Here is a 25,377-nt window from a genome sequence, read left to right as displayed (position 1 = left end):
TTACTCCTTATATTTATGATTTTGCATTGAATTTAGTATTTAAAAAGTTGTTTAAATTACAAGCTATATGATTATAGTAAACCTCTTGGAGAATAAATAAAACCTAGCATTTTTATAGGGATAGTTATGATTTATAGGATTATGGTTAAGGAGGAATTTTATTTAAATTACATGAAATTTCTATAAAAACAGAATATGGGTATAACTCTGATTTATCTATAAAAAGTTAGATTAACTTTTCTCGCAGTATTTGATAAGGGCTTCCACATCATCTGTTTGCAACTGTTCACGCATTTTTAAAATTAGCTTTTCATCTAGATCATAAAGTTTAAGAGCAAGCAGTTTTTCAATGTCTTGTTCAGGAAAACGATATTTAATGACTTTGGCAGGCACGCCACCGACAATGGCATACGGGGGCACGTCTTGCGTGACCACAGCACCTGTCGCCACCACAGCACCTTCACCCAGTTTCACTCCTTGCATGATCATGGCTCGACTGCCAATCCAGCAACCATCGGCAATGATAGTATCACCCGCAGGTTGAAAGCTACGTGTATCAAAAGGGAAGGTTGAAATCCAGTCAGGGCGATGTAGTTGATTACCACCCATCATGATTACGCATTCCGCACCAAAGCAGACAAAATTGCCAATATGCAGTTGATCAATCGGTTTTTCAGGTGTAGCTGCTTTGTCGTGTAGGTAACGCACCACACAGCGTTCAAAGCCCTGATCCCAGTAAGCAGAATAATAAGAGTAGTTGCCTTTGATATGGATATTGGGATTTTTCACCGTTTTAGCAATAAACTCAAACTCACACCAATGTTTAACAGGAGAGTTGATCAATGGATCCATAACTGAGACAAAAAATTAAAAAAGCTGGTCTATTATACCGAGTGTTCAAAGGAATAAATATAAACCTCACCATACTTAAGCAAGATGAGGTTTAATTGAGATCAAAGTACTTATCGTCTTTTGATCTTGTTTGCTAGATCTAATCTATTGCTAACAGATCAATACTTAAAGCTTAAGCTTGCGGTCACGCTACGTGGTGAACCATACATATTTTGGCGTATCCAGTAGTTTACTTTTTCATAGTATTTTTTATCAAATAGGTTATCTACATTAATCGCAAATTTATAACGTGGATTAATTTGATAACCTAAGCTTGCCGAAGCCAATGTATAGCCATTTTGTTGTACACGCTCATTACCTGTTCCATCGTAATAGCTAGATACGGCTCTTAAACCAAATCCAACATTAACCCCTTCAATGACTGTTGCTGGTAATTTATAAGTCGTCCATAAATTAAAATTGTGTTTAGGGGTAAAGGTGTTAACAGGTTGTCCCTGTAGATCTGGGTCTGTTAGGTATTTGCTTTTGGTGTAGGCATAGCCTGTGGTGATTTGCCAATTATCGGTAATTTGTCCACTTGCTTCGATTTCAAAACCACGGCTACGCGCTTTACCTGCTGCCACAGAATAACCAAGACCTTCAGGTGCAGAAAGGTCTGCAATCGCACGATTTTTGTCCTCCAACTGATAGATCGCAGAAGAAAGATTTAAACGTTCATCGAAGAAAGAGGCTTTAAGTCCCGCTTCAATCTGAGTGCCAGTTCGCGGGTCAAGTTGTTTACCTTTGCCGCCCGTTACAGGATCGTAGGTAAAGTTATTTTGTGGTTTAAAGATTTCTGAATAGCTAGAGTACACAGACACATTTGGATTAAGGTCGAATAGTACTGCTGCATAAGGGGTAAATTCTGCTTTTGCATCATGTGTATCTGCTGGATCGCTGCTGTCTATACCATTATCACGCAAAGGGGTTGATATAGACTTCCACCAACTGACACGGCCACCACCAACCAAGGTTAAACGTTCTAGTGGTTTGATTCTTAGTTGGCTATAGACACCGTAGTTTTCAATTTTTTCTTTGCTGACATTAGTGTCGTAGTCAAAATCTGGTTCAGCAAATTGGTGCTGATTATCATGATGTATATTGATTGTACCTATCAGTGGTGTCCCCCAAGATGAATAGTTGGTTTTGGAGTTGCCTTTTAGGTAATCAGCACCAATCAAGAAATTATGTGTCTGCCCAGAAAACAAGAACGGGGTATTGAAAAATAAATCCGCACTGAAGTCTTTATCTTCTCGTTTAAAGGCGAGCGCACTAAATTCAGACATGTCACCCTGTGCATCAGGTAAAGAGGGGTCACTATATTTGGCGTGATTGTCACGGATACTTTGGCGAACCTTAGCTTTAATCAACCCATCATTATTTAAATGATGTTCCAGTTCAGCAAAAAATTCTTTATTGGTTAAATCCTGCTTGTTCCAGTCCTGTACAAAGCTTGTTTTACGCGAAATATTGAGCAGCTTTCCATCGGGACCATAGGGTAAACCACGTGATAAAACGGTATTAATATCTTGATAGGTCGCACCGAGTGATAGTGTAGTATTGTCCTGAAGATCATATTCCAATGTGCCATATACCAGTTTTTTATTACCATCAATCCCATTCATAAAGGTGTCGTAATCTTGTACAGCGGTGACAAGCCTGCCACGTAATGCGCCGTCTTGTGTGAGCTTACCGGTAATATCAGCCTCACCACGATAGTTATCCCATGAACCAGCACTTACTTTCCCTGTTAAAGCAAAATCAGCTAATGCGCGTTTACGTACTAAATTAATCGAAACGCCCGGTTCACCGGCGCCACTGAACATGCCAGAAGCACCACGTAATACTTCAATACGGTCAAACACAGACAGATCCAGATAAGTTCCATTGCTGTCGGTTCTTAAGGTCGTACCATCCATTTGATAAGTATCGCTGCCATAACCACGCGCATTAAAATCATTGTAGTTTCCAGCTGCATCGTAGCGTACCACCGTCAGGCCTGTGACATATTTCATGGCATTTTCAATGGTCGAGATATTTTGATCATCCAGCCGCTGACGAGTAACCACAGAGACTGACTGTGGTGTTTCTTTTAGCGATTGTGCGGTTTTGCCGATTGCAATTTTTTTAGTTGTGTACGAAGTTGACTGCTCTTTTTCTGCAGCGACTTTGATGGTCGGTAAGGTATTTGCTGTGACTTGTCCATTGATCATGTTTTCAGCATTCGAGATGATCGGTTCAGCCATCACCTGTGTGGCTTGCACACATAACACCAGCATAGGTAAAGCGACTTTAGTGCGTCCTGCGATCAACTGTAGGGCACGGGAGAGAGGATGTTTGGTCAATTTTACAGTCTGCTGCATAAGGGAATACCTATTAAATATGCATAATGTTTATTTTTGTTAATGATAATTATAATCAATAGCGTTATCAAATAATTCTTAACTGAATTTTAATTTTTATGATCAGTGGTTATCGATGCTTTAAAAACACAAATATCAATTCGAAAAAAATTTCCAAAGCCAAGTAAACAAACGCTGAATTTGCTTGGGAAATACAAAACCTAGAACGGCACAGAGCAGGGTGGTATTAAAAATAATGGCTATAGAGCTGGTCGAAGAATTCACATGAAATGCCCATGTAATAGCAACTGCAATACCAAGAACAATTCCTGCAATCGCATAGATCAATGCACTCATGAGTCGATCTTGCATCTCTTTATCTCTTTTTTTTAGATACAGGATGCCTGAAACAAAAGAACTCTTCAATTGATGAAGAGCTCTTTAATGGCTTAATCGAGTGGATGAATTAGATATATTCCACACTCACGATTTCGTATTCAACTTCACCTTGTGGTGTTTGAATTTTCGCTTCATCGCCTTCGTTTTTACCTAAAAGACCACGTGCAATCGGTGAGTTCACTGAGATTTTATTGATTTTAAAATCTGCTTCGTCGTCGCCTACAATTTTATAAGTCTTACGTTCTTCAGTATCCAAGTTTTCAATGGTGACAGTTACACCAAATACAACACGACCATTTTTCTCAAGTGTTTTGACATCAATTTCTTGAACGGCACCGAGTTTACCTTCGATATCCTGAATACGGCCTTCGCAGAAACCTTGCTGTTCACGCGCAGCGTGATATTCAGCATTTTCCTTTAAATCACCGTGCTCACGTGCTTCAGCAATCGCCTGAATAATACGTGGGCGTTCTACTGTTTTGAGCTGTTGTAATTCTTTCTCTAAGGCAACCTTGCCTTCGGGAGTCATAGGATAACGTTGCATTCTGGTCCCCTCTAAATTGGTTGGGAAAATACAGGATTAAAAAAAGAAAAAGCCCGCCACCGATAAGGTGACGGGACTTTATCGGTAGAGAATTAACCTACAGTTTGTAAATCTTGCAAGCGGTATACATCCATTGGCAATTTCACAGCAAATGCTTGGCAAACTGCTTCTGCACCGTTAATTGTCGTGGTGTAGTACACCTTGCCTTGCAGGGCAGCACGACGAATCATGGCAGAGTCATACTGAGCTTGTTTGCCTTCAGTTGTGTTGACAATAAGATGAATTTCACCATTTTTCAAGCGGTCAACAATATGTGGGCGACCTTCGGTCACTTTATTGACTGCTTCACATTCAATACCAGCTTCTTTCAGTACACGATGTGTACCGTTGGTTGCAACAAGTTTGAAGCCATAGTCGATCAACTGTTTAGCGATGTTGGCAATGTATTTCTTATCTGATTCACGAACAGATAAGAATGCATGTTTCACTTCGCCTTCAGTTGGTAAACCTGGTAAACGTTCGTTAGAACCAAGAACTGCTTTATAGAATGCTTCACCAAATGTTTTACCAACGCCCATCACTTCACCTGTAGATTTCATCTCAGGTCCAAGCATTGGGTCTACGCCAGGGAATTTGGCAAATGGGAACACCGCTTCTTTAACTGCAAAATGCGTTGGAATGATTTCTTTGGTGAAACCTTGTGATTCCAAAGATTGACCAGCCATACAGCGAGCAGCAACTTTTGCTAAAGAGTCACCAATACATTTAGACACGAAAGGAACAGTACGTGATGCACGTGGGTTCACTTCAAGTACATAAATGTCGTTGCCTTTAACAGCAAACTGAACGTTCATCAAACCGATAACGCCAAGTTCTTTTGCCATTGCAACAGTTTGACGACGCATTTCATCCTGTACTTCTTGCGAAAGCGAGTAAGGAGGGATTGAACATGCTGAGTCACCTGAGTGAATACCTGCTTGTTCAATGTGCTGCATGATACCACCGATCACAACGTCTTTACCGTCAGATACGCAGTCCACGTCAACTTCTGTTGCATCATCCAAGAAACGGTCAAGTAGGACAGGTGCTTCATTTGAAGCCTGTACTGCTTCACGAAGGTAACGTTTAAGTTCATCTTCGTTGTACACGATTTCCATTGCACGACCACCCAATACATAAGATGGACGAACAACCAGTGGATAACCAACTTTAGCCGCTTCTGAAATACCTTCTTCAGCCGATTTTACGATGCTGTTGTTCGGTTGACGAAGCTGTAGACGTTGAATCATTTGCTGGAAACGTTCACGGTCTTCTGCACGGTCAATTGCATCAGGAGATGTACCAATGATTGGTGTACCTGCTTCTTCCAAAGCACGTGCCAATTTCAAAGGTGTTTGACCACCGTACTGTACGATTACGCCTTTAGGCTTCTCGGTACGTACAATTTCAAGTACATCTTCAAGCGTTACTGGTTCGAAGTAGAGGCGATCAGAAGTGTCATAGTCAGTTGAAACCGTTTCAGGGTTACAGTTCACCATGATGGTTTCATAACCGTCATCACGCATTGCAAGTGCAGCGTGTACACAACAGTAGTCAAACTCGATCCCTTGACCAATACGGTTTGGACCACCACCAATGACCATGATTTTGTCACGGTTTGATGGATTTGCTTCACATTCTTCATCGTAAGTTGAATACATGTAGGCAGTACCCGATTCAAACTCGGCTGCACAAGTATCAACACGTTTGTAAACTGGATATACACCCAAGTTCCAACGATGTTTACGGAATTGCTTTTGTGAAATACCCATTAAGTTGGCAATACGCAGGTCAGATAAACCTTTGCGTTTGAACGAACGGATATTGTCAGCATTCAAATCACCGAAGCCTAAAGTTTTCACTTGCGCTTCAGTTTTGATGATGTCTTCGATTTGGATCAAGAACCAACGGTCGATTTTTGTTGCTTCAAATACGTCATCTAAAGAGAAACCGTGGCGGAATGCATCGGCAACATACCAGATACGCTCAGGGCCAGGAACTTTAAGCTCTTTTAAGATGATGTCTTTAGCATTGGCAGTGCCTGCTTCAACTTTTTCATCAAAGCCACATACACCCACTTCAAGACCACGAAGAGCTTTTTGTACAGATTCTTGGAAGTTACGGCCAATTGCCATGACTTCGCCCACAGATTTCATCTGAGTTGTTAAGACAGGCTCAGCTTGTGGGAATTTTTCGAAGTTAAAGCGAGGAATCTTAGTTACAACATAGTCAATCGAAGGTTCGAAAGATGCTGGCGTTACGCCGCCAGTGATGTCATTTTTCAATTCATCAAGGGTATAACCGACCGCAAGTTTCGCTGCGATTTTCGCAATCGGGAAACCTGTTGCTTTAGACGCAAGCGCAGATGAACGTGATACACGTGGGTTCATCTCGATCACAACCATACGACCGTCTTTCGGGTTAATGCCGAATTGAACGTTCGAACCGCCTGTCTCTACACCAATCTCACGTAGAACCGCAACAGATGCATTACGCATCAATTGATATTCTTTGTCTGTCAATGTTTGCGCAGGTGCAACAGTGATTGAGTCACCTGTGTGTACGCCCATTGGGTCAAAGTTTTCGATCGCACAGACGATAATACAGTTGTCGTTTTTGTCACGAACAACTTCCATCTCGTATTCTTTCCAACCAATGAGTGATTCATCAATCAATAACTGGTGAGTAGGAGAGAGGTCGAAACCACGTTCACAGATTTCAAGGAATTCTTCGCGGTTATACGCGATACCACCACCTGAACCACCCATTGTGAATGATGGACGGATGATAACTGGGAAACCGAAGCCCGCTTGAATTGCCAAAGCTTCTTCCATTGTTTCAGCAATGGCAGCTTTTGGACATTCCAAACCAATTTTACGCATTGCGATATCAAACAGTTTACGATCTTCTGCTTTTTCAATCGCTTCTTTTGATGCGCCAATCAGTTCTACATTATATTTTTCAAGAACACCGTGCTCATCTAAAGCAAGGGCACAGTTCAATGCAGTTTGACCACCCATGGTTGGAAGGACTGCATCTGGACGTTCTTTTTCAATGATTTGTGCAACAGTCTGCCAAGTGATTGGCTCGATATAAGTCGCATCCGCCATTGCAGGGTCGGTCATAATGGTCGCTGGGTTAGAGTTTACCAAAATAACGCGGTAACCTTCTTCACGAAGCGCTTTACAAGCTTGTGCACCTGAATAGTCAAACTCACAGGCTTGACCGATGACAATAGGACCAGCACCAATAATTAAGATGCTTTTAATATCCGTACGTTTAGGCATTATTCGCTCCTTAATTACTTCTTAGCGGCTTCAATAAGTTCGATGAAATGATCGAACAATGGAGCACAGTCATGTGGACCAGGGCTGGCTTCAGGGTGACCCTGGAAGCTGAATGCTGGTTTGTCAGTGCGATGAATACCTTGGTTTGTACCATCAAACAGTGAACGATGTGTCACTTTCAAGTTTGCAGGTAAAGTACTTTCATCGACAGCAAAGCCGTGGTTTTGAGAAGTAATCATCACTGTACCATTCTCAAGATTTTGTACAGGATGGTTGGCGCCGTGGTGACCATGATTCATTTTCATGGTTTTCGCACCCGAAGCAAGCGCTAAAATTTGATGACCTAAACAAATACCAAATACAGGTAATGTTGTGGTTTCAACAATTGTTTTCACTGCTTCAATCGCATAATCACATGCAGCTGGGTCACCAGGGCCATTTGACAAGAACACGCCATCTGGATTCAATGCGAGTACTTTTTCGGCAGGGGTTTGCGCAGGAACAACTGTTAATTTACAACCACGGTCTGCGAGCATACGTAAGATGTTGGTTTTGACACCATAATCATATGCAACAACATGAAATTTAAATTCTGGTTGAGTGAAACCCTGACCTAGAGTCCAAGAGCCTTCAGTCCATTCAAAACCTTCAGGATCACAGCACTCTTTTGCAAGATCTAAACCATTTAAGCCGCCAAATGCACGTGCTTTCGCAATTGCTTCTTCTTCTGTAATATTCTCTCCAGCAAGGATGCAACCATTTTGGGCACCTTTGTCACGTAGAATACGAGTCAATTTACGCGTATCAATATCAGCAATCGCAACAACATTATGTTGTTCCAAGTATTCACTGAGAGATTGTTCAGCACGGAAATTACTGTGTAATAAAGGAAGATCACGAATAATTAAACCATTCGCCCATACTTTATGGATGCGACCTGATTCAACGTCTTCACTATTACAGCCAGTATTTCCAATATGAGGATAAGTCAACGTCACAATTTGTTGTGCGTAGCTTGGGTCGGTCAAAATTTCTTGATAACCAGTCATGGCAGTATTAAAAACGACTTCACCAGTCGTACTACCCGATGCACCGATAGACGTTCCTTTAAAGATCGTTCCATCTGCGAGGGCTAAAATGGCGGGGGTGCTCAAACCAAAGCTCCTGAACTAAGACCACAAAAATAGGGCTGTAAAAAAGCGAGTAGACATAAAAAAAGGCAGGCCGTCTTTAAAAAAACATGCCCCTCCTTCCAGTCTGCTCGCTTGTAACTTAACAGCGCATTATACGCATGAGTGCGTGAAAAGTCTATGTGTTTTATTTATTAAAGTCAGAATTCCCCAATTTCTTTTATAAGTATAAGTACAGCAGTGTCTATTGCAAAATCAGTCATCTTTATATCGTTATCATGAGATATTATGCAAATTGTCTAACAATTTTTTTGGTGTTTAAGAAGTGACCGTTTTATCCTATCTACAGCCAAAATTAACAATCAATAATGAGGGGAATCAAAATGGCTGAGAATCAAACTACACCTGCTGCAACTGCTGAAGAAGTGAAAGATGTTGTGGTAGAAAAAACCACGAAAGCGAAAGAAGCTGTTGCTGAAAAAACTGCTGAAGTCAAAGAAGTGGTTGCTGAGAAAACTGCAAAAGCAAAAGAAGTTGTTGCAGAAAAAACAGCAAAGGCAAAAGAAGTGATTGCTGAAACTCAAGAGCAGGCGAAAGAAGTAATCGCTGAAACTCAAGGTCAGGTAAAAGAAGCTTTGGCTGAAACTCAAGAAAAAATTGAGGCGGAAGCGAAAGAATTGAATCAAAATATTCAAAACCAGTTGACTCAAATCAAGCAAGATTTACTAGAACGTATTGAAGTGATTAAGACTCAACTTAATTCATCTCAAGGTAATTTGCTTGAACTTAAAAATGCATTGAAAACTGAATTAAATGCATTAATTGAAGACTTGACCAAAGTGAGCAAAGAACTGAAAGATGACATTAGCCAAATTTCAGTGAAGCACAAAGATACGTTGGTGGGTAGTTTTAAACGTACTAAAGAACAGGCTGTTGAAGCTTGGAATAAAGTACGTGCTAGCTAATTCATCCTAGCTATAAAAAAAGCGAGAATTTTTCTCGCTTTTTTTTATTTAAAATTGATGTAACCAATCACGTTTGTTATGAAAGTCAGCTTGAGGACTACTGTGTTGCATCGCAAAATACTGCATACCTTGTGTCGTTTCTAGGACAGCAGTTAAGCCAAGATATACGTCAGCCCATTTCAATTCATGTTCACGCATAAACTGTGATAAATCTAAACTGACATTTAAGCCATAATGGGTGCGCTGTAAATGATTCAATTCAATGTCATAAGCAGCGATTGGCGGCATATTTTCAGGAAAGCGGTATTCTTCAAATTGGTAAACTTGCCAAGCCTGAGAAGGGGAAAGATTAATTTCACGATAGAAATCTTGATCTTTCACGCCTACAAAAATTTCAAAGCAAGTGTGTTCCCATAAAAAGTCCTGACGTGGATGTACTGAGACTTGATTTGGGTAAATCAGAAATTGATTTGGGTCACGAACCCAAAAACCAACATTCAAGGTGGCTGGCGTTTGTTGCTCAATCGCTCCAACGACCGTAATGGCACTAAAGCGATCAAAGGCAGACAGTTCATAACTTGCCATCGTAATTACTTATTATTTAAATGAGCAAAACGAACTAAGTTAGAGAGGTGCTGGTTTTGTTTTGCTGCTTTTTTATAAAGCAAAACAATTTTACCAATTTTCTGTACAGATTCTGCACCAGTTGCTTCAACAATCGCGTCAATCACTGCTGCACGTGCATCACGATCTTCACCTGCAATTTTCACTTTGATGAGTTCATGATCATTCAGCGCACGATTTGTTTCTTCAATGACGTTTTCTGTAAGACCTTGGCCACCAACCATTACCACTGGGTTAAGTGCATGACCAATTTGACGTAAACGTTTACGTTCATGGATAGATAAAGCCGCCATTAAAAATACCTGATTGGAAAAACGACCTAGTATAACTTGCATCCCGATTCTAAGATAGATTCAGAAGACAAGCACTTGAAACAAATATGTGAAAAATTGCTGAAATATCCAATGATGACGATCGAAAAAAATCTGTAAAAGTTCGTGTGAATGAAGTACATCCGTACTGTAATGAGAGTAATTTTCACGTACAATGATACATCAGAAGTTTTTTGAAATTTAGTGAGTTATGGCGACACGCATTACCAATCAAAAATTGTCTAAAAGCAGTCGTGTGTGGATGCGAGAGCACTTAGATGACCATTTTGTGAAGAAAGCACAAAAGGAAGGCTATCGCGCACGTGCCGCATATAAGCTACTTGAAATCCAAGAAAAATATAAAATGATCAAACCTGGGATGACCGTGGTTGATTTAGGTGCGGCACCAGGTAGTTGGTCGCAAATTGCAGGTAAACTGGTTGGATCAAAGGGCTTGGTGATTGCTTCAGATATTCTGGCAATGGATGCTCTTCCAGATGTGACGTTCTTGCAAGGTGACTTCCGTGAGGAAGAAGTTTTCGAAAAATTGTTAAATATTTTAAATGGACGTCAAGTAGACGTTGTAATTTCAGATATGGCCCCCAATACATCAGGTAATAGGGCTGTTGATCAACCGCGTCAAATTTACTTATGTGAATTGGCTTTGGATTTTGCTCAGAAAGTACTCGGACCAAACGGACAGTTTATTGTTAAAGTGTTCCAAGGTTCAGGATTTGATGAATTCAGAAAACAGGTGGTCGATAGTTTTGATGTATTAAAAACAGCCAAACCTGCGGCATCACGTGCTCGATCGAAAGAAGTTTTTTTGATTGGCCAAGGTCGTAAAAAGGCATTGCAATAAAAGTGTACTTGCCAAGTTGTTAAAAATTGTGCATTTTGTACCTTTTAAGTTTTTTGCAACGCAAATTCATTGCTGTTTTTGTGAAGGTCAGCCAAGATTAGGTATGATCAAATTAGATTGATATGGGAATAAAGCCTTGAGCGATTACTTCAAGAATGCCGTATTGTGGCTCATCATACTCGGTGTTCTGATTTTGATTTTTAGCAACGTCAGTGACCGCAATAAGCCTGCAGCGATGAAATATTCTGATTTCGTTGCAGCGGTGAATGCTGGGCAAATTAAACAAGTCACAATTGACGGTTTAAATATTAATGGTGAAAAAACCAATGGTTCTGCCTTTGAGACGGTTCGTCCTCAAGTGGAAGACACTGAGTTGCTACCAAGCTTGAATAAACAAAATGTAGTGGTTGAAGGCACAGCGCCACAACGTCAAGGCATTTTGATGCAACTTCTCATTGCGAGTTTCCCAGTATTGCTCATTATCTTATTATTCATGTTCTTCATGCGTAATATGGGTGGTGGTGCTGGTGGCAAAAACGGTCCTATGAGTTTTGGTAAGTCAAAAGCAAAAATGTTATCTGAAGATCAAATTAAGTTAACATTTAGTGATGTTGCAGGCTGTGACGAAGCAAAACAAGAAGTGGTTGAAATCGTTGATTTCTTAAAAGACCCTGCTAAATTCAAACGCCTTGGTGCAACCATTCCGCGTGGTGTACTCATGGTTGGTCCTCCAGGTACTGGTAAAACATTATTGGCGAAAGCTATTGCTGGAGAAGCTAAGGTTCCATTCTTTAGTATCTCGGGTTCTGACTTCGTTGAAATGTTTGTCGGTGTTGGTGCGTCTCGTGTCCGTGACATGTTTGAACAAGCAAAACGCCATGCGCCATGTATCATCTTTATTGATGAGATTGATGCAGTCGGTCGTCATCGTGGTTCGGGTACAGGCGGTGGTCATGATGAGCGTGAACAAACCCTGAACCAGATGCTTGTTGAAATGGATGGTTTTGAAGGCAATGAAGGCGTGATCGTTATTGCTGCAACTAACCGTGTAGACGTACTGGATAAAGCTTTACTTCGTCCAGGTCGTTTTGACCGTCAAGTGATGGTGGGTTTACCAGACATCCGTGGTCGTGAGCAAATTTTGAATGTTCACTTGAAAAAACTTCCTTCGGTAACTGGTGTGGATCTTAAGGTTCTTGCACGCGGTACACCAGGATTCTCAGGTGCGCAACTTGCAAACTTGGTCAACGAAGCTGCATTGTTTGCTGCTCGCCGTAATAAAAATACGGTTGATATGCATGACTTTGAAGATGCAAAAGACAAGATCTACATGGGTCCAGAACGTAAATCGATGGTGATTCGTGAAGAAGAACGTCGTGCAACGGCTTACCATGAAGCTGGTCATGCCATCGTTGCTGAAATTTTGCCAGGTACAGACCCTGTGCATAAAGTAACAATCATGCCGCGTGGTTGGGCGTTGGGTGTGACTTGGCAGTTGCCAGAACAAGATCAGACTAGCCACTACAAAGATAAGATGTTGAATGAACTTTCAATCTTATTTGGTGGTCGTATTGCAGAAGAAGTGTTTATTAACCAAATGTCGACAGGTGCATCTAACGACTTTGAACGTGCAACTAAAATGGCACGTGCAATGGTGACCAAATATGGTATGTCTGATGCGCTTGGCGTAATGGTTTATGAAGATGAAAACCAAAATGGTTTCTTCGGTAATGTGGGTAGTCGTACGATTTCTGAAGCAACTCAACAAAAAGTTGATGAAGAAGTACGTCGTATCTTGGATGAACAATATAAAGTTGCACGTGATATCTTAGAAAATAACAAAGATATCGCTCATGCAATGGTGAAAGCGTTGATGGATTGGGAAACAATCGATCGCGATCAGATCCGTGACATCATGGAAGGTCGTGAACCGCAACCACCTAAAGTTTATGTTGCTGATAATCCAGTGGCTGCATTTGAACCACCGAAAGATGGTCCATCGACACCACCACCATTACCAGCAATGGGCTAAGCAAAGATAAAACAAAAGAGCGACTTCGGTCGCTCTTTTTTTGTCTTGATTTTAGTCCAAACTGAAAATAAATCATCAACGTTCTAGAAGCAGTCTTGTTAAAATAAGCCTGTTAAAGTAGGAACAGTTTTGATCATGCAGTTAATGCCATTACCACAAAATCAGTTACAGTGTGGTCGTTTTAAGTTAGATCTCTCTCAGCCTCATGTGATGGGCATTTTGAATGTCACACCTGATTCTTTTAGTGATGGCGGACAGCACCACCAAAAAGACCAAGCAATCAAACATGCTTTACAGATGGTTGAAGATGGCGCAACCATTATTGATATTGGCGGTGAATCTACCCGTCCAAATGCTTCATCTGTTGAATTAGCAGAAGAAATTCGTCGAGTGATTCCTGTGGTCGAAGCATTATCAACATATGATGTGATTATGTCGATTGATACGAGTCAGCCAGAGCTGATGCGTGCTGCGGTACAAGCCGGGGCACATATCTGGAATGATGTCCGTGCATTAACTCGCCCAAAGGCCTTAGAAACCGCTGCTGAGTTGAATATTCCTGTGATACTCATGCATATGCGCGGTGAACCGACCAATATGAATCAGCTTGATCAATATAATGATGTGACTGAAGATGTGATTCATGAGTTACAACAACGTCTGGACCAAGCGATTGCAGTGGGTGTTAAATCCGAAAATATTATCATCGATCCTGGTTTTGGATTTGCCAAAAATGCTCAACAAAACTTTCAGTTATTGAATGAGTTCTGGAAGCTTAATCGAATGGGCTATCCAATTTTATCAGGCTTGTCACGTAAACGTTTTATTGGTGAAGCCTTAAATGGCGTAGCTGCGCAGGAACGTGCTGTGGGGAGCGTAATGGGGCATCTGTTGAGTATTCAGCAGGGCGCCAGTATTGTGCGAGCACATGATGTTAAAGCGACTAGTGACGCAATTAAAGTCTGGAAAATGATGCTAAAGGGCTAACGTTGTATGGGTCGGTAGAGCTTTAAGGCTCTATTGACTTGCTAAATAAGATTAAATATAACAAATGCATAATGAAGATGAGTGATATTAAAAATGGAAAATAAAACAATCACATATAAAAGTTTGTGGGTGTTTGCCCTTATTCTGAGTCTCGGTTTTATTATTTCTGCAGGCGTCATGGGCTATGCACTTAAACAGTTTAATAGCACCAAAAACTCGATTACAGTCAAAGGATTAGCTGAAAAGCCGATTCAAGCAGATTCTGGACGTTGGGAAATCAACTTACAAACTAACCACATTTCTGACACGATTCCAGAAGCCTATCAATTACTTGATCAGCAAATGAAAGCATTACAGGCCTTCTTTGTTGAACATGGCTTTAAGGCAGCGGATATGCAACTCGGGAATAAGCGTTCTGAATCTTATTATGAGGAAGTCGATACAGGTGAAGGGCGTACCAAGCGGGAGTTTAAAGGCTATATCGCCTTGCAGTCTTTGGTTATCAGCAGCCGAGATATCAAGAGAATTGAACAGGCGGCAAAAGATGCTTATTTACTGGATGAAAAAGGTATCGCGATTGAACAGAAACCTGAATACCTAGTGTCGAATTTAGAAGAAATCAAAATGTCCTTGATTGCCAATGCCACTAAGAATGCATATAGCCGAGCCAATGAGTTTGCTAAAGTCGGTGGGGTAAAGGTCGGGATGATGCGCTCAGCTAGCCAAGGTGCATTTTATATCTTGCCAGAAAGCGGCTCGGATGATGACAGTGATTATGGTGGTGCTTATGATAAGGCTACTATTAATAAAATTGCCCGTGTGGTGGTCACCATCAATTATGCGATTGAGTAGAACTGTTGCTTTAAATCATGAATAAGCAATGTGAGAAAGATACATACAAATACGATGTATCTTTCTTTTTTTTCATACAATCTTTAGATATCGCTTTCATTTGAAAAGACAAAATAGAATTTGGGAATTTAATAATGCATCAATCAACAAAAATATTAACACTGAGTTTGCTCAGTTGTATGATCATGGCCTGTAGCAATCCAGTCAAAGAGCAAGATCGTGTTGCGGTTGAAACGACAATGGTAATGCCTGCACCGATTACGTCAAACCAAGGGTTGGCACAGACGCGTAAAATGATTGCGCCAGCAGCTTATATTGCAGTAATGCCGATGACAGCCATAGAAAGACCACGTTTAGAACAGAATACTGAAAAGTATCAAAAAAATGAGGTGAATCCAGTTCATCGTGTTGCGGATCAAGCTGTTTCAACCTTTAGTATAGATGTGGATACGGGTAGTTATACCAATACCCGCCGTTTTTTGAATGATGGTCGTTTGCCGCCTGTCGATGCTGTTCGTGCCGAAGAGATGATTAATTATTTTGATTATCAATATCCTCAGCCGAATAGTATTCATCCATTTTCAGTTAGCACAGAAACCGTAGATTCGCCTTGGAAGGAAAATGCCAAGCTGATTAAGATTGGCATTCAGGCCAAAGATCTCACCACCAAACAATTACCTCCAGCTAATCTGGTATTTTTGGTGGATGTCTCAGGTAGTATGGATGCACCCGATAAGTTACCTTTAGTCAAACAAACGCTGCGTTTGCTCACCGAGCAATTACGTCCTCAAGACAAAGTCACCATTATCACTTATGCCAGCGGTGAAAAACTGGTTTTAGAGCCAACATCTGGAAATGAAAAAGATAAGATTTTGGCGGTGATTAATGCTTTGCAAGCAAGTGGTGCGACAGCAGGGGAACAAGCAATTCAACTGGCTTATAAGCAAGCCGAAAAAGCCTTGATGAAAAATGGCATTAACCGAATTTTACTGGCGACGGACGGTGACTTTAATGTAGGCATCACCGATTTTAATACCTTAAAAGGCATGGTTGCTGAGAAACGAAAAAGTGGGATCTCGTTAACGACTTTAGGTTTTGGCACAGGCAACTACAATGAGCAGTTGATGGAACAACTGGCAGATGCAGGCGATGGCAATTACAGCTATATCGACAATAAAAATGAAGCAAAAAAAGTGGTACAACGTCAGCTTTCCTCGACATTGGCAACCGTTGCTCAAGATGTCAAAATTCAAGTCGAGTTTAACCCTGCTACGGTGAAAGAATATCGCTTAGTGGGTTATGAAAATCGGATGTTGAAGCAAGAAGATTTCAATAATGACAAGGTAGATGCAGGAGATATTGGAGCAGGACATAACGTCACTGCAATTTATGAAATCATTCCAGTTGGTCAACAGGGTTGGCTTAATGATTCACGATATCAAGCCTCAACAAAGTTAGATACAGCGAAAAAGTCTGAATATGCCTTTGTAAATTTACGCTATAAATTACCAAATCAAGAAAAAAGTATTTTGCTGAATCAAGCGGTGAAAGCTGAAAGTAAAACTCTTGCACAGGCTAATAACGATACCCGTTTTGCGATAGCAGTAGCATCTTATGCCCAGCAACTAAAAGATGGGCAATATAATGGTGCCATGGGCTGGGACCAAATTATCCAATTGGCACAACAATCAGCAAAACCAGATCCTTATCAAATGCGAGAGGAATTTGTTGAGCTGGCGAAGATTGCCAAAAGCTTGAGCGCAAAAAAAGATTAAATATTGTTTTAAGAAATGGTCGGAAAGCATAATGTTGCCGACCATTAGACAAGACTGATTTCAATAACAGAAGAAATGATAATTAAGATGAAAACACCACTAATTCGATCAAGTCAGTTAAGTGAACTAAATAATTGCAATGTTTGGTTGAAAATGGAATCTGCTCAGCCTACAGGTTCTTTTAAACAGCGTAGTATTGGTAATGCCTGTTTAAAATATGCTGAAAAAGGCGCAAAGAAATTTGTGAGCTCTTCTGGTGGTAATGCTGGGATTTCTGTTGCATATACGGGCAAGCTGTTAGGGATTCCAGTAATAGTGGTCGTGCCTAAAACAACTTCGCAACAAGCGATTAACTTAATGCGGCATGAAAGGGCTGAAGTGATTGTGCATGGTGATTCATGGATCGAAGCAAATGAACTTGCGCTGTCTTTTGTGAGTGAGGAAGCCATATATATTCATCCTTTTGATGACCAATATCTGTGGGATGGCGTCGCTTGTATTATTGACGAAGTGATTGCAGAGGGAATTCGTCCTTCGGCAGTGGTTTTATCTGTTGGCGGTGGCAGCCTACTTTCAGGTATTGCCCAAGGTTTGCAAACGCATCAGCTGGACATTCCTATTTATGCAATCGAAACAGAAGGTACAGCATCTTTAAATACCTCAATGCAACTTGGGCAGCATATTAGCTTAGACCATGTCACAGGTATTGCAACCACACTTGCAGCAAAACGAGTATGTGAGCAAGCATTTAAGATCGCTCAACAGCAAAATGTTCATGGAATAACGGTTTCTGATGCAGATACAGTAAGCGCGTGTTTAAAGTTTTTAGATGACCATCGCAGCTTGGTGGAACCTGCATGTGGGGCAACTTTATCTATTTTGTATGATAAAAAAATCACGTTTAAACCAGACGATGATGTATTGGTCATTGTCTGTGGTGGTGCCTCGATTAGCTTTGAACAGCTTTCAAAATATGCCCAGCAATTTGCTGAACCCGTCAGGAGTTAGATCATTGGTTATGTATCAGAACCTTTCTGATAACTCGTATTTAACAGAGCGTAGATGGACTAACTAATTTCTAAAATGCGGTCGGAAAAACCGCTTTTTTTATGGCTAAATATCGTGATTTGGGCTGGATTATGTTATAAGCATGGCGTTTTATTGGCATATTATTTTTTATGTTTGAAGATTTACTCCTCCCAATGTTTGACGATGAATATTATCCCGATATTCTCGTTGCTGAAGTGAAACAACATATCCAGCGGTTTTCAAAAAAGGTCAGTCGTACCGACTTATCTGAGACAGAAATTTATCGTTATGCACATCAAACCATGATTGAAATTAACGAAATGAAGCCGCAGTTTGAAGATTTAGAATCAAGTTTAGATGATACTGCAGCAGATTATATTGCTGAAGCGATGATGATGGTGGTGCAAGATGTTGGTTATCTAGAGATCGAAATGGAAGAATTGATTGCGAATCGAGAGTGGTAAAATACACTCTCGGTTGGTCTGAAAATAGGTAAGACTATTTTGAGTCAGTCTTATCCCAAAGCTTCGGTAAAACAATTTTTCCTGAAATCCAAGTTTCAACTTTAGGTTGTTTCGTACTTTGATAGTAGGGACTTTCACTATTGATCAATAAACCTAAAGTATCACCTTTGTTTAACTGCCCGTGCACACTGGCTAGTTCGATCATTTGATCTTCTCCATACTGATTGGCTAATCCCGATCTAATCTGATCATAACTTGTTTTCTTCGCAGGATTAAACGGTGTAGTCTGATCATTTAACACGGTATATTTTCCTGTCAACTTTGATTTGACTGCGACTGAAATAAACAAAGTTGCATTTTCAAATTCAGAGGTCGTTTGCATGTTTAACGAAACAAGTGGCGAGCCTGTAATTGATGTTGATTGCTGCGCTGTATAAATCGGTACAAACACCGCTTGGCTTGCCGTAGGTGCAATCCATGTTTTCTTCAAATCGTAGCTAGTGACTGGTTTAAGATCAGAAAACTGATTGACCGGGCTTTGATCAACACATAACTCAGGTAATGATGTAGTAGAGGGCCGATCTTTTAACTTCTGCTCAAACCAGGTCAAAATGGTTTTTTGTAGATTGTACTGTTGTTGATTACCACAGCGAACTGATTTACCAATATACCAAAATGGTGTACTTCCTAAGGGTGAATGCTGGGTAAAAGGTTGTAAATGACCACCTTGCACCCCGATTAAATGTACTTCATGTTGTGCTTGTTGGATACATTGTGCTGCACTAACCCCTTCATTAAAAGGGAATAATACATCTCTGAAGCCCTGAATAATTAAGGCATCTGCCCGTGGAGCTTGGTTGTGGCTACAAAACCAGCTAGCTTGATGGGTTTTGAGGAAATCATAAGTCGATTGTTTTAGCAGACCTTGTTGTGTATCTAAATAAGCCTGTTTCAACTCAGGATCAAACTTATTCCAATTCCACCAGTCACCAATCAGATTGAGGAAACCAATCCAGTTACTTTTAGGGATGCCATTCGGTGCGAGACTATGCACAATGTCATACCATGTGGTAATTGGTACAATCGCTTGTAAACGTGGATCTAAAGCAGAAGCAAGATATTGCACGCCTCCTGCATAAGATTCACCAATCATTCCAGTACGAACACCATGTTGATTTTTTGCCAGTTGCGGCAAGTTTTTTTCAGCCCAATTCATGATGGTAATGACATCTTGGGCTTCCTTCTCTGGATCGGTTAGCCTAATTTTACCTTGGCTATTACCATGCCCACGTTGGTCATAACTAATCACCCAATAGCCATTCTGCCAAGCTGTTTTCACCACTTGCCCTGTGGGTAATAAGAATCCATATAAACTGAGTTCGGGTCGTTTCATTCGAGACAGACCAAAGCCATGCGTATGTAAAATTAATGGCGCAGTTTGATTGGCTGTTAGATGCGGTTGATAAACCGTAAAGGCGAGAACAGTTCCATCTGGAGCTGTAGTTTTGGCTTGATAATAACGTTGTTTGAGTTCGACTGTCTTTGAAATAGTTGAACTCGGCTGGATGGTTGCATGTACACAGCCCTGTAATACAAACATTAGACTGAAGCAGAGCCATAAGACGTAAGAACGCATCGATTATTTCATCCTTGAACAAATCTTTGAGAAGTCACGCGGAGCGTTGCTTCAGTTTACTTGAGCTGATTCCTAGATACCATCACTGATAGGTCATGTTGTTTGACCTATCAGTTTTCATGGTTATAACAGACGCCGGTTTTTTCGGTAGGTATAAAGAAATAGGCCTAAACACAGTAACATTAAACCAATGACCAGATGTGAGCTGAGAGGCTCATGATTGAACAAAAAGCCCCAGCAGGTGGCAAAGACAGGGGTTAAAATGGTAATCAGCATGACCGTTGTCGGGTTCAGTTTCTGAATCAGGTGAAAATAAAAAATCATGGCCAGCACAGATGAAAATAATGCACTATAGAGCAGTGCCAAACTGGTTTGCAGGCTTGGTAATTGTGTTGGTAGATCAGATAAAAAGAAGGGTAATAAGCATAGATAACCTAACCATGAAACGATGGTTGAGCCCGTAGTTTGGATAATGGGATGAATGTCTGCGCCTACTTTTGCAACGCTAAACATTGACAGCACATAAAGTAGCACAGCAATCACTTCATATATTATTCCCAGTAAATCTACCTGAATATGATTAGTAGCAAGCCCCATGGTCAGTGACAAGCCAAAAAATGCGACTATTAGTCCATACCATTGGCGTTTTAAAAAGTGTTCACGTTTTAAAATAAAAACCGCGATGAGACCAGACCATAAAGGCGCTGTTCCATAAATAATGGAAATCATACCTGATGAGACACGTGTTGCCCCCATATAACAGAAGGTCATGGAGCCAAATAAGCCCACTGCGCCTGAGGCATAACTGATAAGGGCTTGACGAGTCAAAATGAGCTTTTGCCTAAAATAAAATAGACAAATAAATGCTAAAGGAATAGCAATACTGAATCGAAAAAATAATCCCCACGCCCAATGAATCTCATGCACAGTCAAAACAGCTGCTAAAGGAGTGAATGACCAAATCAGCACGACTGCGATGAATTGACCGACTGTAGCAAGGCGAGGGGGATGAGGGGCTACAGTCGGTTGGATCTGTGTGCTGGGGATGAAATTCTTTTCTGGTAACTGTGTCATGGGGTAGCTCCTGTTATAACAACGGTAGGGTTTTCGAATCTATAAATTTGGACAATAAAAAAGGTCGCTGTTGAGGCGACCTTTTTTTCATATGATGTTTTTAATTTGTCATCGGATGAATATGTTTAAAGTCTCCTCGCATGAAGATGCAGACACGTCGCCATGCAGCATTGACGGAAATGCAATGCGAAATGGTAATTAGACGTGTAAAAGGAGCTTTGGGGATCAACATATCAAAAAATCTAAATAGGATTGGTTTTTTATAGCATAAGGTTTGAGTGAAAAGTAGTCGTTTTCTCAAATTAAGATAAAAATATTAGTAAGTGGAATAAGTAATTTAGCATTGCTTAAATTGCAGATTTTTCCATAATGGTGCCATCAAATTCTGAAAGAAGTTTGCTCTTGTCTGCTTTAGAAATCGTTGCAGTGATTATTAGCCTGATTGGTGTGACCTTAACCATCCGACGCAATATGTGGTGTTGGGGATTCAACTTTATTGCTTGTGCTTTATACGCTTATTTTTTCTTTACCATAAAATTGTATGGTGAAACGATTTTGCAATTTTTCTTTATCGTGATGAATGTTTATGGATTTTATTATTGGCTCAAAGGTAAACGCCAAGACCATGAGATCCGAATTGAACCAATTGCCAAGACTGTTGTACTCGCACAAATGTGTTTGGCCGTGGTATTTGGTCTGATCTTTGGTCTGATTCTTAAGCATTTTACCGATGCTGCTGTACCCATGCTGGATTCACAGTTAGTGGCATTTAGTCTACTTGCGACTTACTGGACCAGTCGTAAGCATATTGCGACATGGATCCTCTGGATTTTTGTCAATATCATCTACGTGGGGATGTTCAGTTATAAAGAGGTTTTCCTCACAGCTGGCTTATATGCTGCTTTTGTGGGGCTGGCTGCATATGGCTGGTGGCAATGGGAACAGGTCAAGCAGAAACAAATGGCACATTCATAAACAAGGGCAGCTAAGCTGCCCTTGTTTGTTACGGCTCAATGATTATTGAGTTGTGGCCTGATAATTTTGTACGGCTTGACGGCCTAAAGCGGGATCATCGGTAAACAGACCATCAATTCCAGCTTTGAGATAGAGCTGCATTTCTTTGAGCGATCCTGTAGGGCAACGTTCAGCTGCTTTACTTGAATCAATACTACATTTTAAGGTGGCTGGCAGGAAGTTATTCTCAGGGCGGAAGGTATACGGATGTACCTTTAAATTGACTTTATGCGCATCCGCAATAAAAGAGGTGGTCTGTGTCATTGCGGCATCTTTAAAGACATAGACTTTCCATGGACCGACGCCATTGGCATAGCTTGAAACGTCTTTGAGACCCTGTGCCGTTGCCAGATCCGCATAGGTTTTAGGGTTGTTTTGCGCAACATAATCTGCTGGTCTTGCTTCTGGCGCATCATAGAGCTGAATCAATTGTGCATGCTTAACACTCTTGTGTAAGTCCAGTTGGTTTTTCAAATATTTTAAATTGCCAACTTCGAAAGATTGTAGATAAATTGGTGCAATATCGCGAGTGTATTGATATTTAGACAGCGTTTTAAGTAGCGTGTCTTCCATCGCCAAATTTTGTTTTTGGAAATAGGTCGGATGTTTAGTTTCAATATACAAGCCAATAATCTTGCCGGTTTTTTTATAATGCGCATCAGCAAGTTCAATGATCTGCTCTAACGTCGGAACAGGATAGAGATCATTGTATTTTTGATTGTCTGGTCGGAATTGCGGAATACGTTCACGTGCTTTCAGTTGTTGTAATTCGTTTAAAGTAAAGTCTTCAGTAAACCATCCTTCCAAAGTCATACCATCAATCACTTTAGTTTTTTTACGATCCGCAAATTGGGGTAGGGTCGAAACATTGGTGGTACCCCCAATTTCATTTTCATGTCGAGCGACCAAAACACCATCTTTAGTTGAAACTAAATCTGGTTCGATGAAGTCAGCACCATCATCAATGGCTTTTTGATAAGACGCAAGCGTATGTTCTGGGCGCAAAGCACTGGCGCCACGATGTCCGATCACTAAAATTTTTGGCAGTTGATATTCAGGTTGCGTGGTATTAGTTTGATTATTATTGTCATCATTACAGCCTGCAAGACTGATCAGGCAGAGACAAAGCGCAGCTTTTTTAAACATGAACAAACTCATCAGTTTTTATCTAAGCGGCTAGTTTGGAAGCTAAAGTTATCAAACCGATGACAGTTGTATGATGCTTTTATGAAAATATGAAGAATTCTAAAGTTGCGCCGTGATAAGTAAGAACTCCAGTTTAGATGAAGGTGCTCAATTGAAGTTCTTTTATCGTTAAGACTTATGTTTCCAATACGGCCAATTGATCTCTGGTGTGAATTGATAATTTTCATCTTCCCAATAAGATTGTTTTGGCGAGGATTTATCTTTAAGCCCCATAATATGCATGAGATTGTTATCGAGTTCGGCTGTATTTAAGGTCTTGTCTTTGTTCACCCCAGTTGTCCGCATTTTATCAGACCACATAATTACCGGAACTTGATAACCAGCTTTGGTATTTGGACTATGTCCTGCATAGTCAATTTCATGTCCAACTTCATTACCGTGATCTGAAACAACTGTGAATGATCTGAAGTCTGGCACGGCATCCGATCTTAAATCATCTAGAAACTTGGCCAGTAAAGAGTCCTCGTATAAAACCGCATTATCATAATCATTACGCAATGAGCGAATCCATGGGTCAATATCTCGTTTTTTAAGTTCAAGTTCGACCTGGTCATTACTGGTGCTGGTAAATTTATTGAATGTATCTGGGTAACGCTCTTTATAATTTGGATGTGCACCAATTAGATGAAGAATAATTAATTTTTTTGGCTCTGGGTCTGCCAGTGCCTGTTGATAATCAGGGATTAAGCTTTCATCCAAAGACGTACTACTGCGCCCAGAACGGGTATTTTTATACACGGCTTTATCGGCATAGGAACCAAATAGAGACGATAAATAGGTATCATCTTGATTGCTGAGCCAATAAATCTTATAACCAGCAGCACGTGCATAGGCCAACACACTTTCGGATGAATACTTATCATGTTCTGCTGCTGGACTTTCAGTCAATAAAACACGCAGCGCATTGATGGTAGACGGTGCTGGAGAAAAAGCATTACAGAAGACTTTAATTTCACCGAGCCGCTTTTTCATTTCTGGTGTGGTATCTCTCGGATAATCGCATACACCTAAGTTTAGACTGGTGAGACTTTCTGAGAGAACCAAGATATGAGTCTGTTTTCCTTTGGCTTGGTCAGTCAGCACTAAATTATTTTTTGCACTTAAATCCCACTGATGATGCACATCTTTATGCTGCTTGATTCTATCTTTAAAATCTTGAATTTTAGTTTGGAACTCAGACCAAAATATAACAGGATGTACCTTTCGAGATGGTTTCATTAAATAGCTGGTGGCGGTTAACAAGATCAGTAAAATAATGCAACTACGATAAACACGGCTTTGCCAAAGTTGACTGAAATGAATCGGTTTAACCAGTTTAAACACAGCAAAACTATAGAGGCTTAGTGTACTGAGTAAACCAAATACCACAGCAGCAATCGTGACTAGATGAAGCTGGATAAATCCCCAGGTTTCTTGTTGATTGGTATTGGCAATTGCTTCGATAATAAAATAGGCTTCATTATCACTATTGAATAAAAACCATGTACTCGAACGGAGTAGGGCATCGAGCCATGCGATGAACCACCAAGTAATTGTGAGAACATACCAATATATTTTTTGTCGCGTGATTGCGAGATAGATAAAAACAACACCAGGTAAAGATAAAAAGCCGAGCCTTAAACCATCAGACAAATTACCAGCGCTAATCAGCAAACCTCCAGTAATGAACGCTGGAAGCAGAATAAGCAGCAAGATATTAAAGTTTTTTAAGCTGGCCTTCATATATGCCTAATACAATGGGGGGAGAGTAACCGAGCGTGCTAATATCGTTTTTAGTAGGGGATGTGTCAATTCCAAATTAAGAAGTATTTGATTGCACAGTGAATAAAATTGATTAGTAGCGCTAAATAGTTTGGTCGTTGCCAAGATATTGCATTAATTTATGTTCAAGTACGGCCGAAATCCATTATTTCT

General features: G+C 40.6%; 21 protein-coding genes. 9 read left to right on the top strand and 12 right to left on the bottom strand.

Annotated elements, in window-relative coordinates; translation table 11 throughout:
• Nucleotides 1-231: 231 nt before the first annotated feature.
• The 6 genes from F3J02_RS16010 to carA form a co-directional block, all read right to left on the bottom strand.
• Nucleotides 232-852, bottom strand: a complete 621-nt coding sequence (locus tag F3J02_RS16010) for a CatB-related O-acetyltransferase (RefSeq protein ID WP_167250861.1) — start codon at nt 850-852, stop codon at nt 232-234.
• A 158-nt stretch (nt 853-1,010) separates the two neighbouring features.
• Nucleotides 1,011-3,254 carry a TonB-dependent siderophore receptor gene (locus tag F3J02_RS16005; RefSeq protein WP_167250858.1) on the bottom strand — a complete coding sequence of 748 codons (2,244 nt, stop codon included), beginning with the start codon at nt 3,252-3,254 and terminating at the stop codon, nt 1,011-1,013.
• Between the two features lie 135 nt (nt 3,255-3,389).
• Nucleotides 3,390-3,605, bottom strand: a complete 216-nt coding sequence (locus F3J02_RS16000; protein WP_167250856.1) for a hypothetical protein — start codon at nt 3,603-3,605, stop codon at nt 3,390-3,392.
• A 94-nt stretch (nt 3,606-3,699) separates the two neighbouring features.
• Nucleotides 3,700-4,176, bottom strand: coding sequence for a transcription elongation factor GreA (greA, locus tag F3J02_RS15995; RefSeq protein WP_167250854.1), 477 nt, complete (start codon nt 4,174-4,176; stop codon nt 3,700-3,702).
• A gap of 92 nt (nt 4,177-4,268) precedes the next feature.
• A complete protein-coding gene (carB, locus tag F3J02_RS15990; protein ID WP_167250852.1) occupies nt 4,269-7,502 on the bottom strand; it encodes a carbamoyl-phosphate synthase large subunit in 3,234 nt (1,077 codons plus the stop codon).
• A 14-nt stretch (nt 7,503-7,516) separates the two neighbouring features.
• Nucleotides 7,517-8,656: a glutamine-hydrolyzing carbamoyl-phosphate synthase small subunit gene (gene carA, locus F3J02_RS15985; protein ID WP_065343480.1), complete on the bottom strand. Its 1,140-nt coding sequence runs from the start codon at nt 8,654-8,656 to the stop codon at nt 7,517-7,519.
• Between the two features lie 359 nt (nt 8,657-9,015).
• On the opposite strand from carA, the gene F3J02_RS15980 reads away from it, so the two are divergent.
• Nucleotides 9,016-9,597 carry a hypothetical protein gene (locus tag F3J02_RS15980; protein ID WP_167250850.1) on the top strand — a complete coding sequence of 194 codons (582 nt, stop codon included), beginning with the start codon at nt 9,016-9,018 and terminating at the stop codon, nt 9,595-9,597.
• Between the two features lie 48 nt (nt 9,598-9,645).
• Here the strand turns inward: F3J02_RS15980 and F3J02_RS15975 are convergent, their stop codons facing one another.
• Nucleotides 9,646-10,182: a DOMON-like domain-containing protein gene (locus F3J02_RS15975; RefSeq protein WP_167250848.1), complete on the bottom strand. Its 537-nt coding sequence runs from the start codon at nt 10,180-10,182 to the stop codon at nt 9,646-9,648.
• 5 nt (nt 10,183-10,187) lie between these two features.
• Nucleotides 10,188-10,514: a ribosome assembly RNA-binding protein YhbY gene (yhbY, locus tag F3J02_RS15970; RefSeq protein WP_004651934.1), complete on the bottom strand. Its 327-nt coding sequence runs from the start codon at nt 10,512-10,514 to the stop codon at nt 10,188-10,190.
• A 229-nt stretch (nt 10,515-10,743) separates the two neighbouring features.
• On the opposite strand from yhbY, the gene rlmE reads away from it, so the two are divergent.
• From rlmE to F3J02_RS15935, 7 genes are all read left to right on the top strand, one after another.
• Nucleotides 10,744-11,394 carry a 23S rRNA (uridine(2552)-2'-O)-methyltransferase RlmE gene (gene rlmE, locus F3J02_RS15965; RefSeq protein ID WP_167250846.1) on the top strand — a complete coding sequence of 217 codons (651 nt, stop codon included), beginning with the start codon at nt 10,744-10,746 and terminating at the stop codon, nt 11,392-11,394.
• 136 nt (nt 11,395-11,530) lie between these two features.
• Entirely contained in the window at nt 11,531-13,426 is a 1,896-nt protein-coding gene (gene ftsH, locus F3J02_RS15960) for an ATP-dependent zinc metalloprotease FtsH (protein ID WP_167250844.1), read from the top strand.
• Between the two features lie 135 nt (nt 13,427-13,561).
• On the top strand, nt 13,562-14,413 hold the full coding sequence (gene folP, locus F3J02_RS15955) for a dihydropteroate synthase (RefSeq protein ID WP_216076288.1): 852 nt from the start codon (nt 13,562-13,564) through the stop codon (nt 14,411-14,413).
• Between the two features lie 93 nt (nt 14,414-14,506).
• Entirely contained in the window at nt 14,507-15,265 is a 759-nt protein-coding gene (locus F3J02_RS15950; RefSeq protein ID WP_167250842.1) for an SIMPL domain-containing protein, read from the top strand.
• A 134-nt stretch (nt 15,266-15,399) separates the two neighbouring features.
• Entirely contained in the window at nt 15,400-17,040 is a 1,641-nt protein-coding gene (locus F3J02_RS15945; RefSeq protein ID WP_167250840.1) for a vWA domain-containing protein, read from the top strand.
• Nucleotides 17,041-17,127: 87 nt separating this feature from the next.
• The gene (locus F3J02_RS15940) at nt 17,128-18,048 is read left to right on the top strand and encodes a pyridoxal-phosphate dependent enzyme (protein WP_228284362.1); all 921 of its coding nucleotides are present in this window, start codon (nt 17,128-17,130) and stop codon (nt 18,046-18,048) included.
• Nucleotides 18,049-18,218: 170 nt separating this feature from the next.
• On the top strand, nt 18,219-18,533 hold the full coding sequence (locus F3J02_RS15935; protein WP_167250836.1) for a DUF5713 family protein: 315 nt from the start codon (nt 18,219-18,221) through the stop codon (nt 18,531-18,533).
• 34 nt (nt 18,534-18,567) lie between these two features.
• On the opposite strand, the gene F3J02_RS15930 is transcribed toward F3J02_RS15935, so the two are convergent.
• Together F3J02_RS15930 and F3J02_RS15925 are read right to left on the bottom strand one after the other, a co-directional pair.
• Nucleotides 18,568-20,169 (bottom strand): CocE/NonD family hydrolase, encoded by a 1,602-nt coding sequence (locus tag F3J02_RS15930; RefSeq protein WP_167250834.1) that lies wholly within the window; start codon nt 20,167-20,169, stop codon nt 18,568-18,570.
• Between the two features lie 123 nt (nt 20,170-20,292).
• The gene (locus tag F3J02_RS15925) at nt 20,293-21,243 is read right to left on the bottom strand and encodes a DMT family transporter (protein WP_167250832.1); all 951 of its coding nucleotides are present in this window, start codon (nt 21,241-21,243) and stop codon (nt 20,293-20,295) included.
• A 402-nt stretch (nt 21,244-21,645) separates the two neighbouring features.
• Here F3J02_RS15925 and pnuC point away from each other — a divergent pair, with 402 nt between their 5' ends.
• Nucleotides 21,646-22,218 (top strand): nicotinamide riboside transporter PnuC, encoded by a 573-nt coding sequence (gene pnuC / locus F3J02_RS15920; RefSeq protein WP_167250830.1) that lies wholly within the window; start codon nt 21,646-21,648, stop codon nt 22,216-22,218.
• A gap of 42 nt (nt 22,219-22,260) precedes the next feature.
• Here pnuC and F3J02_RS15915 read toward each other — a convergent pair whose 3' ends face one another.
• Both F3J02_RS15915 and F3J02_RS15910 read right to left on the bottom strand, forming a co-directional pair.
• Nucleotides 22,261-23,403, bottom strand: a complete 1,143-nt coding sequence (locus tag F3J02_RS15915; RefSeq protein WP_167250828.1) for a glycerophosphodiester phosphodiesterase — start codon at nt 23,401-23,403, stop codon at nt 22,261-22,263.
• 168 nt (nt 23,404-23,571) lie between these two features.
• Nucleotides 23,572-25,185, bottom strand: a complete 1,614-nt coding sequence (locus tag F3J02_RS15910) for a phosphoethanolamine transferase (protein ID WP_167250826.1) — start codon at nt 25,183-25,185, stop codon at nt 23,572-23,574.
• Between the last annotated feature and the right edge of the window lie 192 nt (nt 25,186-25,377).

The organism is Acinetobacter sp. Tr-809 (genome assembly GCF_011753255.1).
In the GTDB taxonomy this organism is placed as follows: Bacteria; Pseudomonadota; Gammaproteobacteria; order Pseudomonadales; family Moraxellaceae; genus Acinetobacter.
The sequence above is the reverse complement of the archived record's forward strand: the minus strand, read 5'-3'. Positions and strand labels throughout refer to the sequence as shown.